The sequence below is a fragment of the Apilactobacillus ozensis DSM 23829 = JCM 17196 genome (genome assembly GCF_001435995.1).
In the GTDB taxonomy this organism is placed as follows: domain Bacteria; phylum Bacillota; class Bacilli; order Lactobacillales; family Lactobacillaceae; genus Apilactobacillus; species Apilactobacillus ozensis.
On the sequence record NZ_AYYQ01000035.1, the window covers coordinates 207,188 to 227,048 of the forward strand.

The following is a 19,861-nucleotide window of genomic DNA, read 5'->3' on the forward strand; positions in this document are numbered from 1 at the left end:
TACATAGTGCTTTTACACTTTGCTTTGTATTAATTACAGTGTAAAATTAGCGTATATATTATTGAAAGAGGTTTTTTAATGAATAACATTCTAGGTAAGATTGTTTCTGGTAAAGTTACTGATGAAAATGACAAAAGATACTTTGTACAAATAGAAGGGGAAACTTTTTTTCTAGACAAAAAAGAAATTATTAAGCCCTTAAAATTGGGAAGTACTTTTAAAGGCTTTGCTTACGAAAATGAAGATCATAAGATGCAAATTACTAGAGATGCACCTAAATCACAACAAGACCATTATGCTTTTGGAACGATTGTAAACAGTAAATTTGGTTTGGGAGTTTTTGTTGATATAGGTTTACCTAACAAGGATATCGCTGTTTCGTTAGATGATTTACCAACAATTAAATCATTATGGCCACAAAGAGGCGATCAAGTTATGATTTCTCTAAAAATTGATAACAAAAATCGTATTTGGGGAGAATTAGCTGATGAAGATGTGTTTAAAGCTATTTCGATTCCAGGAAATAAAAATATGATGAACTTTAACTTAAAAGCCACTGCTTTTAGATTAAAGTTGGCAGGAACCAAAGTTTTAACTGATGACTATCGGATTGGTTTTATCCATCCTAGTGAACGTGAGTTAGAACCTAGATTAGGTGAAAGATTGTCAGTTAGAGTAATTGGTGTACATCCAGATGGGACGCTTAATTTATCAATGCGTCCAAGAGCATATGAGGCAATATCTGACGATGCTAAAATGTTGATGGCTGTTTTGAAAAATTCAGAAGACTTTTCAATTCCATACAATGACAAAAGTAAGCCTGAAGATATTAAAAAGTTATTTGGAATTAGTAAAGGTCAATTTAAGCGCGCAATAGGTCATTTGCTTAAAAATAAATTAATTGCTCAATCCGAAGATGGTACTTACTTAACTGATAAAGGAAAAGAGTTTGAATAACGATTATTAATGTTTTAGATAATGATTTATTAGAAGACTATTTACATTTTTTAAAAATTGAGCGTGGCTTATCATTAAATACTCTGAAAAGTTATCGGCAAGATTTAAAAAGATTTGCTAATTATTTAAACTTAAATAATTTAAATCAACTAAACAAAATAAATGATGATACTATTTTAAAGTATGTAAAGAACATGAGTGAAGCTGGGATGGCACGTAATTCTACGATTAGAATGATTTCTACATTGCGTAAGTTTTCTAAGTATTTATTACAATTTAAATATATTAATGATGACTTTATGTCTAAAGTAGATACACCTAAAAGAGCCCAACATTTGCCAGCAGTTTTAACTACTGAGGAAGTAGATAAACTACTGGCGATGCCTAATACTGATAATAAGTACGGAATTAGAGATAGAGCTATTTTTGAAGTGATGTATGCGACTGGCTTGCGAGTTAGTGAGTTAGTACATTTAAAACTAGATGATTTACACTTAAGTGTGGGCTTAATTCAAACCCTTGGAAAAGGAAATAAAGAACGTATAATTCCAATTGGTGATGTTGCTAGTAAATGGATCAATATTTATTTAAACCACAGTCGCTCAATTTTGTTAAAAAAGCGTCGTTCACCATTTTTATTTTTAAATGCCCATGGTAGTGGACTTTCTAGACAAAGTATTTGGAAAAAAATTAAAAAATATGTTAGTTTGGCTGGAATTGAAAAAAATGTCACACCCCATACTTTGCGCCATTCATTTGCTACCCATATTTTGGAAAACGGTGCTGATTTACGAATTGTTCAAGATTTATTAGGCCATTCTGATATTTCTACAACTCAAATTTATACACATATATCTAATCATAGACTTGCTGAAGTTTATGATAAATATCATCCTGAAATCTAACTTATATAAGAGGTGTTATATTTGTTATTTAAATATCGAAGCGAATATAAAAAGATTGCAATGGATATGCTTAGTTTACTTCCGGAAATCAATAATATTGATTTTGTTGGTGAAGAAATTGATTGGTATTCTAATAGTGACTCAAGAAATATTTATCTTTGGAAAAATCAGGAAAATAACTGGGCGGGACTTATTTCGGTAGAAGAAAAGCCTAAAAACATTATAATTAGAAGAATTATTTTAACTCCAGAATCATGGAGCATTAATAATTGTTGTGTCATGATTGATGAATTATCTCATATATATTTAGATAAAAAAGTAGTTGGAACCATGGATACAACTTCAATTTGTGAAATATGGGAGAAACGTAACGTTGACGAACAATAATGACAATTGGCATGTTCATTTAAGTAATTTTGAAGGACCTTTAGAATTATTATTGAAACTCATTAAATCCTCAAAAATGGACATATACGATATTCAAATCTCACAAATTACTAATCAGTACAACAATTATTTAGAGCATATGAAAAAGCTTAATATTGATATTGCTGGTGAATATTTTGTAATGTCTGCAAAATTAATGAATATAAAAGCTAAAATGTTGTTGCCAAGTTACGATGATGATTTTAACGAAGTAGAAGAAGATCCGAGAGAAGACCTAGTTCAGCAACTTTTAGAATATAAGCATTATAAAAACCTCGCTAATCATTTACTTACTTTAAAGGAAAAGCAAAGTAATTTTTATACTGCTGATATAAATCAATATAATCAAAATTCGATTATTAAAAATTCAGATGTTGATTTATTAAAAACAATATATATTAATTTAATGAAAAATAAACGATTCAGAGATACTGGCAATGTTCATAGCATACAAAAATGGCATTACTCAATTGAACAGCAAAGTAATTTAATTATGGATAAGTTAAGTAATAATCATAAAACAAATTTTATGGATATCTTTGATTTTAAGTATGATTTAGAAGAGGTTATAACTGACTTTTTAGCTGTTTTACAAATGTCTAAAAATAAGCTAATTAAATTATCACAACTGAATAATGAATTATTTCTAGAAAAACTTAATTAAATTATTGAGGGATATATTTTGATAAGTGAAAAAGGTAAGATAGAAGCTTTAGTTTATGCATCTGGTAGTAACGGAATTTCATTAGAAAAGCTTTCTGAAGTCATGAATCTTCCTGATTATAAAATAAAAAACACATTAAAGGAACTTTCTGAACAGCTAATTAAAAGTAATGATAGTGGATTGTTAATTATACAATCAGATGATAAATATAAAATAGCCACTAAACAATCCATTAATAGTTTAATTGTTAAGTTAGTAGGAAATACTAGTGTTAAACTAAGTCAATCTAATTTAGAGACACTTACGATTATTGCCTATAGACAACCTATAACTAGAATTGAATTAGATGAGATTCGTGGTGTTAATAGTTCTAGAACCATTCAAAAATTAATAGAACTGAAGTTAATTTACAAAAGTGGTAAAAAAACGGTTTTAGGGAACCCAGCTTTATATTCAACTACTTCAAAATTTTTAAAGACTTTTGGTTTGAATACTTTAGATGATTTACCTAATAAAGAAATAAAGGAGAATTAAGCGATTGGAAAGATTACAAAAATTAATGGCTCGCTCGGGAGTAGCTTCTCGTCGGAAATCAGAAACTATAATTCAAACTGGTAGAGTAAAGGTTAATGGTAAAGTAGTAACTGAATTGGGTACTAAAGTTAGTGTATCTGATGAAGTGATGGTCGATAACGTGCCAATTGGTAAAGAGGAATTGGTATATTACTTGCTTTACAAACCTAGAGGAGTAATTTCTTCAGTTAAAGATGAGAAAAAGCGTAAAACGGTTATGGACTTTTTCCCCGAAATAAAAGAAAGAATTTATCCAGTTGGAAGACTAGATTATGATACTTCTGGACTAATCTTAATGACTAATGATGGCGACTTTGATAACTATTTAACACATCCAAAATATGAAGTTAATAAGACATACGTTGCTAAAATTGAAGGAATTCCAACTAACGAAGAATTAAAGCAATTGCGAGTTGGAGTTAAGCTTAAAGGAGTTAAAACGGCTAAAGCTAAAACTAATTTAATCGAGCAAAATCCTAAAAATAATACTTCAGTAATCCAATTAACTATTCATGAGGGACGTAATCATGAGGTTAAAAACATGTTAGCTGCAGTTAATCATCCAGTTAAGAAGCTTAAACGAGAATCTTATGCTTTCTTAAATTTAAGAGGCTTAAAAGTGGGTGAATGGCGACCATTGAAAAAATATGAAGTAGATAAATTGTTAGAACTAGCTACTAATTAATTGATTTAAATTTATTAAACATGTTATATTTATAAAAATAAAATAATTGGTTTGTCTTCGGGGCAGGGTGTAATTCCCGACCGGCGGTAATAGTCCGTGACCTATCTCTGATAGTTGATTTGGTGTAATTCCAAAACCGACAGTATAGTCTGGTATAAAGAAGATTTTATTTATCCGTGCATAAAATCTCTTTGGCTTGTTAGTCTTAGAGATTTTTTTGAAGATAAGCCTCTTTAATTAAGGGGATTTTTTTATGGGTTCAAAACGATTCAGCGTTAAAAAAATGGTTACTATATCTATTTTGAGTGGATTATCTTTTTTCTTGATGTACATTAAGTTTCCAATCATTCCAATTGCTAGTTATATGACGATTGATTTTAGTGATATTCCAATTTTGATAGGGGCATTAACTCTATCTAAACGTGATGGAGCAATAATTGCATTACTTAAGTCGCTATTGTATTTTGTTTTTACAGGACCATCGATTATTAACTTAATAGGTGTTGGCTCGGCTTTTATTTCTAGTTTGGTTATTTTATTTTCATTAGTGTTGATTATTGAGAAGTTCAGTGGGCTTAAAAGAACATTATTGGGTATTTTAGTTACCATATTAAATTTAACTGTAATAATGTCTTTGCTAAATTATTTTATAATCACACCATTGTATATTGATGTGATTGGATTTAAGTTTGCTTATAGCATTCAAGATTTAGTATTGTATGCAGTAGTTCCATTCAATATCATTAAAGGGTTAATTGTTACTTTAACTTTATTAATAATATATAAAAGAATTGTAAAAACTAATAAGAGGTAATTAAATGCAAATTGATGATGATTTTTTAATATTACTATTTTCAGATACGCAGCCTCGCAGGCCTAAATTAATTGAAAATTTGTTGGCAGGTAAAAAAACCGTATCAACATTATTTTGGGGAATGCGATATGAGTTAATTAACTACTGCGAATTGTTTAGTAACTATAAAAATTTTAATATCATCAACAACTTAAAATTATTAATCGATAAAAAATATTTGAAAAAAACTATTGATGGAGAGCATTTGCTATTAACTAGTGCTGGTAAAGAACAACAAAATGATATTTTAAACAACTATTATTTACCTAGACATTCTGAAATTTATCATAAATATAATATTTTAAGATTTAAAAAGCGCTTTTTATTAGCTTTACAGGTATCATCGGAATATAGTTTTTCAAATAAGAAATATTATCCGTTAAAAATGAATATTCTAGAATATAATTTGATAAAAAAATGGTTTAAGCTAAATAAAGACAGTCAGTTGTCGACTAAGATGTATCGACTTTTATATACTTTTGCTGAATCTATGAATGATGACATGGCTTGGCAACTTATGACTACTTTGACTGGACATGCTAAAGTTGCTCTAACTGCTGATCAACAGTCAAAATATTTGAACACTACGATTCTACAGTTGTATTTTCGACAGATAGATATGTTTTGTGTGTTATTGAAATTTATAAAATCTAGTAATGAATATAATTTTTTAGAACCATTGACTGTTGGCATACGTGTTAATTTAATGAGTAACGCATCCCTTAAAACATTTGAATTATTTTTAGATGGATATTCGTTAAATGAAACTGCTTACTATAGACATATAAAAGTTAATACTGTAAAAGAACACTTATTAAATGCGGCTATAACGCTACCCAAAAAACAATTTCCTTATAACCGCTTACTAAGTTTAAAGAGTTTGAAAATTTTTCAGCAAAGATTCACGGGAAATATTGATGATTGGCAGTTTACAGCAGTTAAAAATGACAATTTAAGTTTTTTTGATTTTAGACTATATCAAATCTTTAGGAGCAAGGTTGATGAATGATAATCAGGCAGAACGTTTAAGGTTTATTTTAAAAAAACATTTTGGATACGATTCATTTAAACCAGGACAGTTAGCAGTATTGAATGCTTTATTAGAGGACAAAAACGTTATGGCTATTCTGCCAACTGGTGCTGGTAAGACTTTAATCTATCAGATTTATGGGTTAATTAAACCAAATGCAGTTTTGATTATTTCACCATTAATTTCTTTGATGCAAGATCAAGTTAGTAGAATGCAATATTTGGGTCATAAAAATGTGATTGCCTTTAATTCAACATTAGGCAAAAATGAAAAGTTATTTGTCATGAAAAATATAAAGAAGTATAAATATATTTTTATTTCTCCTGAAATGTTATCTGATCAATACGTACAAAAATGTTTAAAAAAAATAAAAATTGATTTGTTTGTAGTCGACGAAGCTCATTGTATTTCTCAATGGGGAATTGACTTTAGGCCTGAATACTTAGATTTATCAATGTCGATTAAGGCCCTAAAAGTAAAGCAAGTTTTAATGCTAACTGCGACAGCGTCCAAAAAAACTAGAAAAGATACAATCGATAAACTATCATTAAACCATGATCGAACTGAAATAATTAGCAATTCAGTTAACAGAAGTAATATCTACTTATCAGTACAAAAGTTTTTAAACGATACAGATAAGCAGATCTATTTATTGAAATTAATTAGCTCGCTACAAGGTCCTGGAATTGTTTATTTTTCTAGTAAGAAAATTGCTAATCAAATGTCAGAACTAATTAAACAAAAAACATTGCTGAGAGTTGAACCATATCATTCAGAAGTTAATGATGATGATCGTTACCGAATTCAACATCAATTTATGAATGATAAAATTGATTTAGTTTGTGCCACGAGTGCATTTGGAATGGGCATCGATAAAAACAATATTAGATATGTTATTCATTATCACTTACCCACTACGCTTGAAGATTATATGCAAGAAATTGGCAGAGCTGGACGTGATGGTAAACAAAGCATTGCATTTATGTTGTACCAAGATAGCGATATTAATTTATCACGTAGATTAGCACTGAAAAATGTTCCAGATGATGATGAAATTAACTTTTTCTTTAGTAACTATGCAAAAATAAATGTGACAAAACATAGTGATGATAAAATTAAACTATTGAATTTTTATTATTCTAAAGGATACTCTAAAAATTATGTATTAGATACTTTCCGTAATTTAACGTATTCCAAAATAGAATCTTTGAACGTGTTACATGATTATGTAAGTGTAAACGGCTGCTTAAGAAAATATTTATTACGACATTTTGATGAATCTTTTGATAATCATAATGATAAATGTTGTTCTATGAATTCTGCGGTAAATTTAAAATTTTTGGGGCTTCTTAGGAAAAATATTTCAAAATCATCCCAAAATAAATCTAATTGGAGAGATATTATCAATTCTTTGTTTTATAATGTTAATATGTAATTAGTTTAATTAATCTGGAGGTTATGATTTTGAATGATAAAAATAAAGAGCCTTGGAATGAGACTTTTGAAGACTATAGAGATAAAGATGGTAACTTATCTAGGTCGAAAATGCGTAAACAAAATCATAGCAATAAAGTGACTACAATCATTTTAGTCACTATCATTGCTATGATTGCTCTTTTTGCTTTAGCTTTTGGCATGTTGAAGAGCCCAGATGGTGGTGAAAGTCAGTCTGCAAAAAATGCTTCTAGTATTTCAGTTTCATCATATAGTCATCATAAAAGCAGTCAAAGTAATAAACATAAAGCAGCTAGTAATTCTAAAAAAAGTGAAGCTAGTTCTAGCTCTAAAAAAGCTTCAAGTAGTGAGAGTACTACATCTAGTAGTTCTAAAAAAAGTATTGATGTAGATAAATCATCCACCAGCAAGCCTGAAAATACGAGTTCAGCCAGTAGCAGTTTAGCTAACAGCAATAAAGAACAAAGCAGTGTATCAAAAGAAAACAGTAGTTCGAAAAAAGAAAGTAGTAGTAACTCAGCTGATAATTCTAACGGTGAAAAATATGCTACTGTCTTACCAGGACAAGGTGTTTATAGAGTAGCAACTAATGCTGGTATTTCCGAAAGTGAACTACTAAGACTTAACAATTTGACCAGCGAATCTCAAATTCACCCCGGTCAAAAATTACGAGTTAGATAAAAATAGGTGGTATTTTATATGAATAAGTTAAGAGTGGCAATTGATGGTCCAGCTTCAGCTGGGAAAAGTACAGTAGCAAAGTTAGTGGCAAAAAGATTTTCTTATATATACTGTGATACTGGTGCTATGTATCGTTCCACTACTCTAAAGGCAATGCGACTAGGAATAGATTTACATAATGAATCTGAAATAGTAAACATGCTAAATAACACTAAAATTACTTTTAAGCCATCAACTAATGGGCAACTAGTTTTTATTGATGGTAATGAAGTTACCAATGAAATTAGACAAGAAAATGTAACTAACTCAGTTTCTACAGTAGCAGCATTGACTAAAGTGCGCTCTATTTTAGTGAAGCAACAAAAAGCGATTGCTAATTGTGGCGGAATTGTCATGGATGGTAGAGATATTGGAACCACGGTTATTCCAGACGCTGAGGTTAAAATATTTTTAATTGCTAGTGTATCTGAAAGAGCTGAACGTAGATTTAAGGATAATGCTGAAAAGGGTATTCACACACCTTTAGAAGAGTTAAAAAGAGAAATTGAATTACGTGATTATAAAGATTCTCATCGAGAAGTGTCACCTTTAACTAAAGCTAAAGATGCAATTGAACTAGATACTACTTCTTTGAGTATTAATGAAGTAGTCGATGAAATATCTAAAATTATCAAAAATAATTAATTTGATAATCAACAGACTAGCATTTATTGCTAAGTTAGTCTAAAATACAAGTTAGAGTTGTTTCAAGGAGGAATTTTGGGATGAGTGAAGAAAATACAAACAAAGATTTATTAGAGGCATTAGATAGTGTTCCTCAAGTTAAAGTAGGAAGCGTTGTTAATGGTGAAGTTTTAGCTATTGATAATGACCAACAAGTTGTTGTTGGTATCGAAAATGCCGGTGTTGAAGGTGTGATTCCACGTAAGGAATTATCATCACAACCAGTTGAAGATGTAAGATCTCAATTTAAAGTTGGCGACAAGGTAAAAGTTGTTGTTATTTCACGTATTGGTGATGATAAAGAAGGCGGTAGCTTCTTACTATCAATTCGTCGACTAGAAGCACTTAAGGTATGGGATGACTTAAAAGCTAAGTTTGACGCTGACAATGATGTCGTCGTTAGTGCTAAAGTTACTAGAAACGTTAAAGGTGGTTTAGTAGTTAGTGTTGATGGTGTTAGAGGATTTATTCCAGCATCAATGATTGCTAACCATTTTGTAAGTAATCTAAAACAATACAATGGTCAAGACTTTGACTGTAAGATTGTTGAAATCGTACCTGAAGAAAATCGCTTAATTTTATCTCATAGTGAAGTAGTTGAAAAACAACAAGCTGCTGCTAGAGAAAAAGTTATGATTGAACTTAATGAAGGCGATGTTGTCGAAGGTAAAGTTGCTAGATTAACTAATTTTGGTGCCTTTGTTGATTTAGGCGGTGTGGACGGATTAGTTCACATTTCAGAAATTTCATATGACCGTGTAAACAAGGTATCTGATGTTTTATCAGTAGGTCAAGAAGTTAAGGTTAAGGTCTTAAAACTTGATGAAGAACGTGGTCGTATTTCACTTTCAATTAAACAAACTGAACCACAACCATGGGATCAAGTTGAAGATAAGTTTAATGAAGGCGATGTTGTTGAAGGAACAGTAAAACGTCTTGTTGATTTTGGTGCTTTTGTTGAAGTAATGCCTGGCGTTGAAGGATTAGTTCACATTTCACAAATATCACATAAACACGTTGATACTCCAGCTGATGTTTTAAAAGTTGGTCAATCTGTTCAAACTAAGATTTTAAACATTCAACCAGAAGAACACCGTTTAGCATTATCTATGAAGGCTTTGGAACCAGAACCAGAAGGCAATGATTCTAAAAAAGATGCTACTAAAAAGGTAGTTAGTGATAAATCAACTGATAATGCTCCTGAAGAAGAAAAAGGTTTTACTTTAGGTGATATTGTTGGTAAGAAATTAGACTAAAAATTATTTTTTGAATTATCCTTCTTTATTAGGAGGATAATTTTTTTATTAATATAAAGAAATGGGGACAAGACATGGGATTACCCGTTGTTGCAATTGTTGGAAGACCAAACGTTGGTAAATCAACTATATTTAACCGTGTTGTCGGTGAAAGAATATCTATAGTTGAAGATACTCCTGGAGTTACTAGAGATAGAATTTATGCTCATGGAGATTGGGTTGGTCATGAATTTAGTATTATCGATACTGGTGGAATTGAAATTGGTGATCAACCATTCGTTAAGCAAATTACTGCGCAAGCTGAAATTGCGATAGAAGAAGCAGATGTTATTATCTTTATGGTAAACGGTAAAGAAGGTATAACTAACGCTGATGAAAATATTGCTAAAATATTATATCGTTCAAATAAGCCAGTCGTTTTAGCTGTAAATAAAATAGATAATTTGGAAAGTCGTGCTGACATCTATGACTTTTATTCTTTAGGTTTTGGCGATCCATATGCTATTTCTGGTGCGCATGGAATTGGCTTGGGAGATCTTTTAGATCAAGTTATTGCTAATTTTAGTGAGCAACAAGACGATAAAGAAGATGACAGCATTCGCTTTAGTTTGATTGGAAGACCAAATGTTGGTAAATCTTCTTTAGTAAATGCTATTTTAGGTGAAGAAAGAGTTATTGTGTCAGATGTTTCTGGAACAACTAGGGATGCTATCAACACAAAATTCGTTGATAATGGTCAAGAATTTACTATGGTGGATACTGCTGGTTTAAGAAAACGTGGTAAAGTATATGAGAATACCGAGCGTTATTCAGTTATGAGAGCGATGAAAGCCATCGATAATAGTAATATTGCTTTAGTAGTTTTAAATGCTGAAGAAGGAATTAGAGAGCAAGATAAAAGAATTGCTGGTTATGCTCATGATGCTGGTAAAGGTGTAATTATACTAGTTAATAAGTGGGACACACTTAAGAAAACTAATTCCACACAACGTGATTTTGAAGCTGCTATTCGTGCTGAATTTCAATATTTATCTTATGCACCAATCCTGTTTGTTTCAGCTTTAACTAAGCAACGTTTAGCTAAGTTACCTGAATTAATTAAAACTGTATATGATAACCATGGTAGAAGAATTTCATCTTCTAGTCTTAACGATGTTATCATGGATGCGATTGCTATTACACCCACACCAAGTATTAAGGGTCGTAAATTAAGGATTTATTATGCTACACAAGTAAAAACGGCACCGCCTACTATTGTGGTGTTTGTTAATGATGTAGATCTTATGCATTTCTCTTATGTTAGATATTTAGAAAACCAAATTAGAAAATATTATGATTTTACAGGAACACCATTAAAAATCATTCCAAGAAGTCGAAAATAATGCAAAATATCGATTAAATCATTGCACTAGCGGGCTTCATGTGATAACTTTAATACATGTGATAACATAGTACTATGTTTTACTATGTTTAATCCTATCTTTTTGGGAGGTGAAATATATGGCTAACAAAGCAGAATTAGTTAGTGATGTAGCAGCTAAGACTGGCTTAACTAAAAAAGACGCAACAGCAGCTGTTGATGCAGTATTTAGTTCAGTTGAAGAAAAATTAGCTAAAGGCGAAAAAGTACAATTAATCGGTTTCGGTAACTTCGAAGTACGTGATCGTGCCGCTCGTAAGGGTCGTAACCCACAAACTGGTGCAGAAATTCAAATTCCTGCAAGCAAAGTACCTGCATTTAAACCAGGTAAAGCTTTAAAGGATGCTGTTAAATAAGCATTTGTTTTGTACTAAATAACTCCAGCACGGCAATTTGTCGGGCTGGTTTTTTTATTATTAATTGATACAGCCTAAAATATAGGAGGCAGTTTAATGAGTTATTCCCAAAAAGCATTGGATTTATTAGAAGCAGGTAAACTAAATGAATTTAACGATAAATATGAATTAGCTTTAAAAAAGGACAGCGATGATTTACTTTACTCATTGGCAGAAGAATTATATTCTTTAGGATTTTCTGATAAGGCTAAAGAAATATATATTAAAATGTTAAGTAAATACCCTGATGAAGATGAATTAAGGACGAATTTAGCTGACATATTGATTGGCGAGGGACATGTTGATACTGCTTTGAACTATTTAAGTGAAATCAAACCATCTTCTGATGCGTACGTGCAATCCTTAATGGTTCAAGCTGATTTATATCAAACGCAAGGCATGTTTGAGGTAAGTACTGAAAAGCTCTTAGAAGCCAAAAAAATTGATCCTGATGAAAGGGTTATTACTTTTGCGCTTGCCGAATTATATTTTGTGATGCGTAACTTTAATAAATCAATTCCACTGTACTTACATTTAATTAAGCAAGGTATCACTAATATATCTGCTGTAAATGTAGTCGAAAGAATCGGAATAGCATATGCTAACGACGGTAAATTTGACCATGCAATTGGTTATTTAAAACAAATTAAGACTATTAATATGACTCCTGATGTAAAATTTGAAACAGCATTTACCTACCTTCAGTTAAAAGATTATGCTAATGCGATTGAAATTTTTAAAGACTTAAGAGATACCGACTCTCAATATGCTACTTTATATCCATATCTAGCCGATGCATTAAGTGCCGAACATAAAGATGAGGAAGCTCTAAAAGTAGCTCAAGAAGGTTTAAGTGTAGATGAGTACAATGAAAAGTTATATGTAATTGCTGCTAAATTGTCATTAAAACTATTTGATGAGAAACAAGCTGAAAAATACCTTAGAAAGGGAATTTCAATTGATCCAGATGATATTTCAATTGCGCTAGAATTATCTAATTTATTGGTTAAGCAAGAGCGTTACGATGAAAATATTGATTTGATTAACTCATATATGAAAGATGACCAAATTGATCCGCAATTCTATTGGAATCTAGCAGTTTCATATGATAAGCAAGATGCATTGAAAGATGCTAACAAGTATTATCTAGCTGCAATCCCATACTTTAAAGATATGCCTAGTTTCTTAAAAATGGCGGCACTATTCTTTAGAGAGTATGGAGATTTACAGCAATCAATTGCATTAATGAAAAATTATATGGAGTTAGTGCCATCTGATGACGAAATGGCAATGCTATTAGAAGAATATCGACAATGATTTGAAATAATCCAATTTTTGGGCACCTATTAGTCTCAAAATTTGGATTTTTTATTGTTCCTACTAATATCAATCTGTTAATATTAAATTAATAGAACTTTTAAATGAGGCTTTAGAATGCAAATTAAAAATTTACCACGAGAATTTGAAATTGCTAGACCAATTGTGCAGAATATTGAAGAAGCTGGGTTCGAAGCTTATTTTGTCGGTGGTAGTGTCAGAGATACCGTTTTGGGATTAGATATACACGACGTTGACATTGCTTCTAGTGCATATCCTGCAGAAATAAAAAAAATATTTAAACACACTGTCGATACAGGAATCGAACATGGTACTGTTATGGTGTTGGATCATGGAAATGGATACGAAATCACTACCTTTCGAACAGAATCGGGATATCAGGATTACCGACGTCCTGATAAAGTAACTTTTGTGCGTTCTTTAGCAGAGGATTTAAAACGTCGAGATTTTACAATCAATGCGTTAGCTATGAAAGAAAATGGTGAGATAATTGATTTATTTGACGGCTTAACTGATTTAAAGAACAATTTGATTAAAGCTGTTGGTAATCCTGAAGAACGTTTTCATGAAGATGCTTTAAGAATGATGCGGGCCGTTCGTTTTGCTAGTAAGCTGGACTTTATGGTAGAAGTAAATACATTAAATGCTATTAAAAATCATAGTGAATTACTTGAAAAAATTGCGGTTGAGAGAATTCATACTGAATTTGTCAAAATGATGTTGGGTAAAAATCCATTAAAAGGGATTAAAGATATGCTTAACACTAATTTATGTAACTATATTCCAGGATTTAAAAATCATTTAAGTGAATTTAAATCTGTACTTAATATAAATAATTTATATTTAGAAAATGAAAGCCAAGTTTGGACATTAATTTGTTATCAGTTTGGTTTAAACACTAAGCAAATTAAATCTTTTTTAAAAGCTTGGAAGACTTCTAATCAGATTATTGGAAACGTTACAACTATGGTTTGTGCATTACGTGCTATACAGACTAAAAGTTTAGATAATATGCTTATGTATCATACTGGACGAACTTTACTTAATTCGACGGTTCAGTTGGCTTTAATACTTGGGATGTCTATTGATGCTAATGAAATTATTAGTGAATATGATAGTTTGACTGTTAAAAGTAGGGATGAAATTAAAATTAATGGCTCACGTTTAATGTCATTAGGTTTGGTTAAACCTGGTCCAATAATAGGCAAATTGTTGAATGCAATTGAACTAAATATCGTTAATAAAGCATTAATGAATAACGAAGATAGTATTATTGAATTTACAAAAAAATTTTTGAAAGAGTGAGTTATTTGCAGACTTTACGTACTGAAAAATTAACTAAAACATATGGTGAAAAGACTTTATTCAAAGACTTAGACTTCATCATAAATGAACATGATCGAATTGGTTTGATTGGAACTAATGGTAGTGGAAAAACATCTTTGTTAAATGTAATTTCCGGAGCAGATCATGACTCTACTGGGAACATAATTACTTCTAAAACTTATACGATTGGATATTTAAAACAAGACCCGGAGTTGGATGAAAAATTAACTGTTTTAGATGCTGTATTTGCCGGTAGCCAAGATATTTTTAATACCATTAGACGATATGAACAAATGTTAGATAAATATTCTGCTAATCCCGGTGATAGTAAGATTGAACGTCAATATTTAGATGCAGAAGCCAAAATGAACGAAGAAAATGCTTGGACTGCGGAAAGCGACGTTAAAACTATTTTGACCCAGTTAAAAATAGATAACATGCATCAAAAAGTTAGTACACTTTCAGGAGGTCAGAAGCGTAGAGTAGGGCTAGCACAGGTATTAATTCAATCGCCAGATTTATTGATTTTAGATGAGCCGACCAACCATCTAGATTTCGATTCAATTTACTGGTTACAAGACCATCTTGCTAAGTATAAGGGAGCTTTATTACTAGTTACCCATGACCGATATTTCTTAGATGAAGTAGTAAATAACATTTGGGAATTATCATTTGGTAAACTATATAAATATGTTGGTAATTACCAAGACTATGTTAGTCAAAAGGCTGACCGAGTTGATCGTGAAAAAGAATCTGAGCACAAAAAAAGTCAACTGTATAAGCAAGAGTTAGCTTGGATGAAAAAAGGTGCTAAAGCACGTTCTACTAAACAACAAGCTAGAATTAATCGCTTTAATGATTTAAAAGATAATGTGGGCAACTTGCAAGTTGATAAAGATGTTGATATCTCATTAGGTCAGCAACGATTAGGTAAGAAAGTTATTAAAATCAAAGATGCTAATTTAAGAATTGATAATAAGCAAATTTTAAAGGACTTTAACGTTTTAATCCAAGGTTCTGAAAGAATTGGGATTAGTGGTGAAAATGGTGCCGGTAAGACTACATTGTTGAATGTTATTGCTGAAAAGATACCATTGGATTCAGGCATAGTTGATATTGGTGAAACTGTAAAATTAGGTTATTACACTCAGCAAACTGAAGATATTCCTGAGGATAAACGAGTTATTAATTATTTAAGTGAAGTAGGTCAACATGTTACTGATAAGGACGGTAATCAAGTAAGTGTTACTGAACTTTTGGAACAATTCTTATTTCCTAAGTTTATGCATGGAACTTTGATTAGAAAGCTTTCAGGCGGTGAAAAACGTCGTCTATATTTACTTAAATTATTGATGCAACAACCGAATGTTTTGTTGTTAGATGAACCTACCAACGACTTAGATATATCAACTTTGACAGTCTTAGAAGATTATATTGATCATTTTAGCGGAACCGTAATTACAGTTTCTCATGACCGTTACTTTTTAGATAAAGTTGCTAATCGATTATTAATTTTTGAAGGTAATGCCAAGATTGAAGAGCACGTTGGCAAATTTACTGATTTATTAAACGCACAAAGAAATGCTAAGTATGCTAAGTCCAACTCTAAAAAGCAAGAAAGCAAAAATGATAATAAATCTAATGAAGATGTTAACGATAAGGAAACAAGTAAAAAGAAACTTACTTATGCTGAGCAATTAGAATGGGAACACATTGAAGATGATATTGATAAATTAGATCAAGAAAACACTAAGCTTCAATCCATGATGGTTGAAAATGGTGGTGATTATGATAAATTAGCTGATTTACAAGCTAAATTAGATGCCAATAAGGCACAATCAGACGCCAAAATGAAACGTTGGGAATATTTAAGCCAATATTTAAGTGATTAAAAAAGAAATTGGGGTTTATTATGTTAGAAGATGCTTATTTAAATTTAGAAAAATATGTTTTAAATGATGGTCATTTTAAGGGTGACCGTACTGGAACCGGAACCATTAGTACATTTGGGTATCAAATGCGTTTTGATTTAAGTAAAGGATTTCCCCTACTTACTACTAAGAAAGTGCCATTTGGGCTTATTAAAAGTGAATTATTGTGGTTTTTGAAAGGTGATACTAACATTAAATACTTATTACAACACAAAAATCACATTTGGGACGAATGGGCTTTTAAAAATTATGTTAATTCCAAAGACTATAAAGGTCCTGATATGACCGATTTTGGTCGTAGAGCTGCTACAGATGACGAATTTAAAAATGTATATCTAAAACAAAAGAAAATGTTTTGCGAAAAAATTTTAAATGATGATGAATTTAGCAAAAAATATGGTGATCTAGGGTTAGTCTATGGTAGTCAATGGCGTAAGTGGAAAACTTCAACTGGTGATACAATTGATCAAATCAAAAACGTCATTAGAGATATCAAAGAAAAACCTAATTCCAGAAGATTGATTGTATCAGCTTGGAATCCAGAGGATGTTCCATCAATGGCCTTGCCGCCATGTCATACTATGTTTCAATTTTATGTTAATGATGGTAAATTAAGTTGCCAACTATATCAACGTTCTGGTGATATCTTCTTAGGCGTACCATTTAACATAGCTAGTTATGCTCTGTTGACTTCATTGATTGCTAAAGAAGTTGGTCTAAAACCTGGTGAATTTATTCACACTTTAGGGGATGCACATATTTATTCCAACCATATTGAGCAAGTTAAAGAACAGTTAAGTAGAACACCTAAAGAAGCTCCAAAGTTATGGCTTAATCCAGATAAAAATAGTATTTTTGATTATGATATGGATGATATAAAGGTAATCGACTACCACCACGATGGTCCAATCAAGGCACCAGTAGCAGTTTAATAAAATTAAGGAGTAATACAATACGATGATTTCTTTTTTGTGGGCAGAAGGCAGTAATCATATAATCGGTAAAAACGGCAATTTACCATGGCACTTGCCAGCAGACATGCGATACTTTAAAAAACTAACTACTGGCAATACAATTGTAACCGGACGCAAAACTTATTTAAGTTTTGGCAAACCATTACCTAATCGTAAAAATATGGTGATTACTACTTCTAACAACATTAATGATGCAGGAGTTTTAGTTTTCCATAGTATTAATGAGTTTATTGAGTATAGTAAAAAGCATGTTGATGAAGAAATATTTGTAGTCGGCGGGGCTAATATATTTGAACAGTTAGTGCCATATGCTGACCGTTTATATAAGACTGAAATTGAACATGATTTTGATGGTGATACCTATATGCCAACTATTAATTATGACAATTTTAAATTAATTAATACCATCCCTGGAAAAGTTGACGATAAGAACATCTATGATTTTAATTTTAAAGTTTTTCAAAAAATAAAATAAAGTTTGCAGGTGTGTATTTTGAAACGTTTTATAAAATATTTTATTCTATTCATAATTTCTTTTGTAGCTTTAATATTATACTTTTCTATTAATATTAATAACAAGAATGTTCATCGTCATATACAAATTGACCAGTCATCTAATAACGAAGACGAGCGTGTTAAATTAATGAATTTAGTCGCAATCGGTGACTCCTTAACCCAAGGAGTAGGAGATGTTAGCAACAGTGGCGGTTATGTTCCTAGAATTAAGCAATTATTTGATGAAAGATTAAAAATTGATTTAAATGTTAAAAACTATGGGATTGCTGGTGAACGTAGTGACCAAATTACTCGTCGTATTTTACAAAAAGAAAGTATTCAAAAAGATATTCAGAAAGCTAACATGGTAGTTATTACAGTTGGTGGTAATGATTTACTACAATCTTTACAAAAAAATGCATTGATTGCTAATGATAATACTTTTCATAAAAATATGAATAGTGCTTTAAATAAGTATCAAACTAGTTTGAACGAACTATTGCATGCAGTTAAACATTATAATTCTAACTGTAGAATTTACTTGTTTGGTGTCTACAATCCTTTATATGTTTACTTTGCAAACGTAGAAAAAATAACCGACTATGTGGATAAATTAAACGAAATTAATTCAATGACGGCTAATGATTATAAAAATTGTTATTATGTTGATATTAAATCTTTAACTTATGGCCAATTTAAGACGGAAAATCAACGTAAAGAGTTACTTAAAGATTCTAATCACAGTAGTTTTAATGTTAAAGACTTTAGTGAAGATGCATCTGACAGTAAGGAAATAAACGATTACCTATCTGATAAAGACCATTTTCATCCTAACGATGCTGGTTACGATGTAATGACTGATAATTTATTCAAGGTAATTAAAAATACGGAAAATTTTAATAAATATTAAGATGGTGGAAAAATATGCGTAAAAAAAGATTTAATATTTTTAAATATTTATTTATACTATTAATTTTAGCAATTATAATTGGAGCAGGCTTTGTTTGGTTTAGTGTAAATAGTACGCCAGTTAGCGAAAGTAAAACTGCAGTCAGCCAAAAGTATAATCATGATGCTACACCTATTACAGTTGGATTAAATAAAAAACAATTAAATGCATTATCAACATATTATTTAGAAAAGGTGCAGTCATCAAGTAACGATAAAATGGACTATAAGTTTGTAGTTACTGATAGAGCTTATGTTTACGGCAATATTAAACTTCTGGGCTCTAAGATTAAATATGTTTTAGCATTAAAGCCTAAGTTGCTTAGTGACGGAAACATACAACTAGATGCCGATGGTCTAGAAATTGGTAAACTTAATATTCCACCAAAATTTGTGCTATCATATGTCAGTCGAAACTATAAAATACCTAGCTGGGTAAAACTTGATAGCAAAAACAGCAAAATTATTTTAAATGTAAATGATTTTGGTAGTAAAGATAATTTATCATATCGAGCCACTAAAATTGATATGAACGGTGATGGTGATTTTAAATTTCAAGTTTTGATTCCAAAATAATATTAAGAGGGAATTTAAATGAATAAAAGTTTTTATCAATATTTAATGAGTGAAAGAAACGAAAATAGTTATGAGCCGATTGCTGAATTTGCTAATAATGCATTTTTAGACCAGTCGTTTCCTAAGCAATCAACTGATTTCGAAGAAATATCTAAATATTTAGAAGAAAATGCTAGTTATCTGCCAAGCATGACAATTTTCGATGATGTTTGGCAAAACTATTTGCTGTCCATAAATTAATTGAAGTAAA

The 19,861-nt window shown here is 30.8% G+C and carries 22 protein-coding genes and 1 riboswitch; all 22 genes read left to right on the plus strand.

Going from position 1 to position 19,861, the window contains the following annotated elements:
- The first annotated feature begins 78 nt into the window (after positions 1–78).
- The 22 genes from FD06_RS06430 to FD06_RS06535 all read left to right on the plus strand — a co-directional run bounded on the left by FD06_RS06430 (position 79) and on the right by FD06_RS06535 (position 19,851).
- Positions 79–957: a CvfB family protein gene (locus FD06_RS06430; protein ID WP_056966870.1), complete on the plus strand. Its 879-nt coding sequence runs from the start codon at positions 79–81 to the stop codon at positions 955–957.
- A 2-nt stretch (positions 958–959) separates the two neighbouring features.
- Positions 960–1,862, plus strand: a complete 903-nt coding sequence (gene xerD, locus FD06_RS06435) for a site-specific tyrosine recombinase XerD (protein ID WP_156403106.1) — start codon at positions 960–962, stop codon at positions 1,860–1,862.
- 21 nt (positions 1,863–1,883) lie between these two features.
- A complete protein-coding gene (locus FD06_RS06440) occupies positions 1,884–2,249 on the plus strand; it encodes a hypothetical protein (RefSeq protein WP_054656887.1) in 366 nt (121 codons plus the stop codon).
- A complete protein-coding gene (locus FD06_RS06445; protein WP_054656885.1) occupies positions 2,236–2,952 on the plus strand; it encodes a segregation and condensation protein A in 717 nt (238 codons plus the stop codon). The genes FD06_RS06440 and FD06_RS06445 overlap by 14 nt, the downstream gene beginning before the upstream one ends.
- A gap of 18 nt (positions 2,953–2,970) precedes the next feature.
- On the plus strand, positions 2,971–3,486 hold the full coding sequence (scpB, locus tag FD06_RS06450; RefSeq protein ID WP_056966875.1) for an SMC-Scp complex subunit ScpB: 516 nt from the start codon (positions 2,971–2,973) through the stop codon (positions 3,484–3,486).
- Positions 3,487–3,490: 4 nt separating this feature from the next.
- A complete protein-coding gene (locus FD06_RS06455) occupies positions 3,491–4,210 on the plus strand; it encodes a pseudouridine synthase (RefSeq protein ID WP_082605325.1) in 720 nt (239 codons plus the stop codon).
- A gap of 49 nt (positions 4,211–4,259) precedes the next feature.
- A riboswitch (FMN riboswitch) is annotated at positions 4,260–4,379 on the plus strand.
- Between the two features lie 84 nt (positions 4,380–4,463).
- Entirely contained in the window at positions 4,464–5,024 is a 561-nt protein-coding gene (locus FD06_RS06460; protein ID WP_056966877.1) for an ECF transporter S component, read from the plus strand.
- A gap of 4 nt (positions 5,025–5,028) precedes the next feature.
- Complete coding sequence (locus FD06_RS06465; RefSeq protein WP_056966879.1) at positions 5,029–6,072, plus strand: helix-turn-helix domain-containing protein; 1,044 nt, start codon at positions 5,029–5,031, stop codon at positions 6,070–6,072.
- A complete protein-coding gene (locus tag FD06_RS06470; protein WP_056966881.1) occupies positions 6,065–7,528 on the plus strand; it encodes a RecQ family ATP-dependent DNA helicase in 1,464 nt (487 codons plus the stop codon). The genes FD06_RS06465 and FD06_RS06470 overlap by 8 nt, the downstream gene beginning before the upstream one ends.
- A gap of 29 nt (positions 7,529–7,557) precedes the next feature.
- The gene (locus tag FD06_RS06475) at positions 7,558–8,229 is read left to right on the plus strand and encodes a LysM peptidoglycan-binding domain-containing protein (RefSeq protein WP_056966883.1); all 672 of its coding nucleotides are present in this window, start codon (positions 7,558–7,560) and stop codon (positions 8,227–8,229) included.
- 18 nt (positions 8,230–8,247) lie between these two features.
- The gene (cmk, locus tag FD06_RS06480) at positions 8,248–8,913 is read left to right on the plus strand and encodes a (d)CMP kinase (protein ID WP_054656867.1); all 666 of its coding nucleotides are present in this window, start codon (positions 8,248–8,250) and stop codon (positions 8,911–8,913) included.
- 80 nt (positions 8,914–8,993) lie between these two features.
- Positions 8,994–10,208 carry a 30S ribosomal protein S1 gene (gene rpsA, locus FD06_RS06485; RefSeq protein WP_056966885.1) on the plus strand — a complete coding sequence of 405 codons (1,215 nt, stop codon included), beginning with the start codon at positions 8,994–8,996 and terminating at the stop codon, positions 10,206–10,208.
- Between the two features lie 74 nt (positions 10,209–10,282).
- Positions 10,283–11,590, plus strand: a complete 1,308-nt coding sequence (gene der, locus FD06_RS06490) for a ribosome biogenesis GTPase Der (RefSeq protein WP_054656865.1) — start codon at positions 10,283–10,285, stop codon at positions 11,588–11,590.
- Between the two features lie 118 nt (positions 11,591–11,708).
- Positions 11,709–11,984, plus strand: coding sequence for an HU family DNA-binding protein (locus FD06_RS06495; RefSeq protein WP_054656863.1), 276 nt, complete (start codon positions 11,709–11,711; stop codon positions 11,982–11,984).
- 96 nt (positions 11,985–12,080) lie between these two features.
- Positions 12,081–13,340: a tetratricopeptide repeat protein gene (locus tag FD06_RS06500; protein ID WP_056966887.1), complete on the plus strand. Its 1,260-nt coding sequence runs from the start codon at positions 12,081–12,083 to the stop codon at positions 13,338–13,340.
- A 117-nt stretch (positions 13,341–13,457) separates the two neighbouring features.
- Entirely contained in the window at positions 13,458–14,666 is a 1,209-nt protein-coding gene (locus FD06_RS06505) for a CCA tRNA nucleotidyltransferase (protein WP_056966889.1), read from the plus strand.
- Positions 14,667–14,671: 5 nt separating this feature from the next.
- The gene (locus FD06_RS06510) at positions 14,672–16,579 is read left to right on the plus strand and encodes an ABC-F family ATP-binding cassette domain-containing protein (protein ID WP_056966891.1); all 1,908 of its coding nucleotides are present in this window, start codon (positions 14,672–14,674) and stop codon (positions 16,577–16,579) included.
- Between the two features lie 20 nt (positions 16,580–16,599).
- Positions 16,600–17,550: a thymidylate synthase gene (locus FD06_RS06515; protein WP_056966893.1), complete on the plus strand. Its 951-nt coding sequence runs from the start codon at positions 16,600–16,602 to the stop codon at positions 17,548–17,550.
- A gap of 25 nt (positions 17,551–17,575) precedes the next feature.
- Positions 17,576–18,067 carry a dihydrofolate reductase gene (locus FD06_RS06520; RefSeq protein WP_056966895.1) on the plus strand — a complete coding sequence of 164 codons (492 nt, stop codon included), beginning with the start codon at positions 17,576–17,578 and terminating at the stop codon, positions 18,065–18,067.
- Positions 18,068–18,085: 18 nt separating this feature from the next.
- A complete protein-coding gene (locus FD06_RS06525; protein WP_056966897.1) occupies positions 18,086–18,997 on the plus strand; it encodes a GDSL-type esterase/lipase family protein in 912 nt (303 codons plus the stop codon).
- Positions 18,998–19,011: 14 nt separating this feature from the next.
- Positions 19,012–19,611 carry a YpmS family protein gene (locus FD06_RS06530; protein WP_056966900.1) on the plus strand — a complete coding sequence of 200 codons (600 nt, stop codon included), beginning with the start codon at positions 19,012–19,014 and terminating at the stop codon, positions 19,609–19,611.
- An 18-nt stretch (positions 19,612–19,629) separates the two neighbouring features.
- Positions 19,630–19,851 carry a YozE family protein gene (locus tag FD06_RS06535; protein WP_054656852.1) on the plus strand — a complete coding sequence of 74 codons (222 nt, stop codon included), beginning with the start codon at positions 19,630–19,632 and terminating at the stop codon, positions 19,849–19,851.
- The last annotated feature ends 10 nt before the right edge of the window (positions 19,852–19,861 follow it).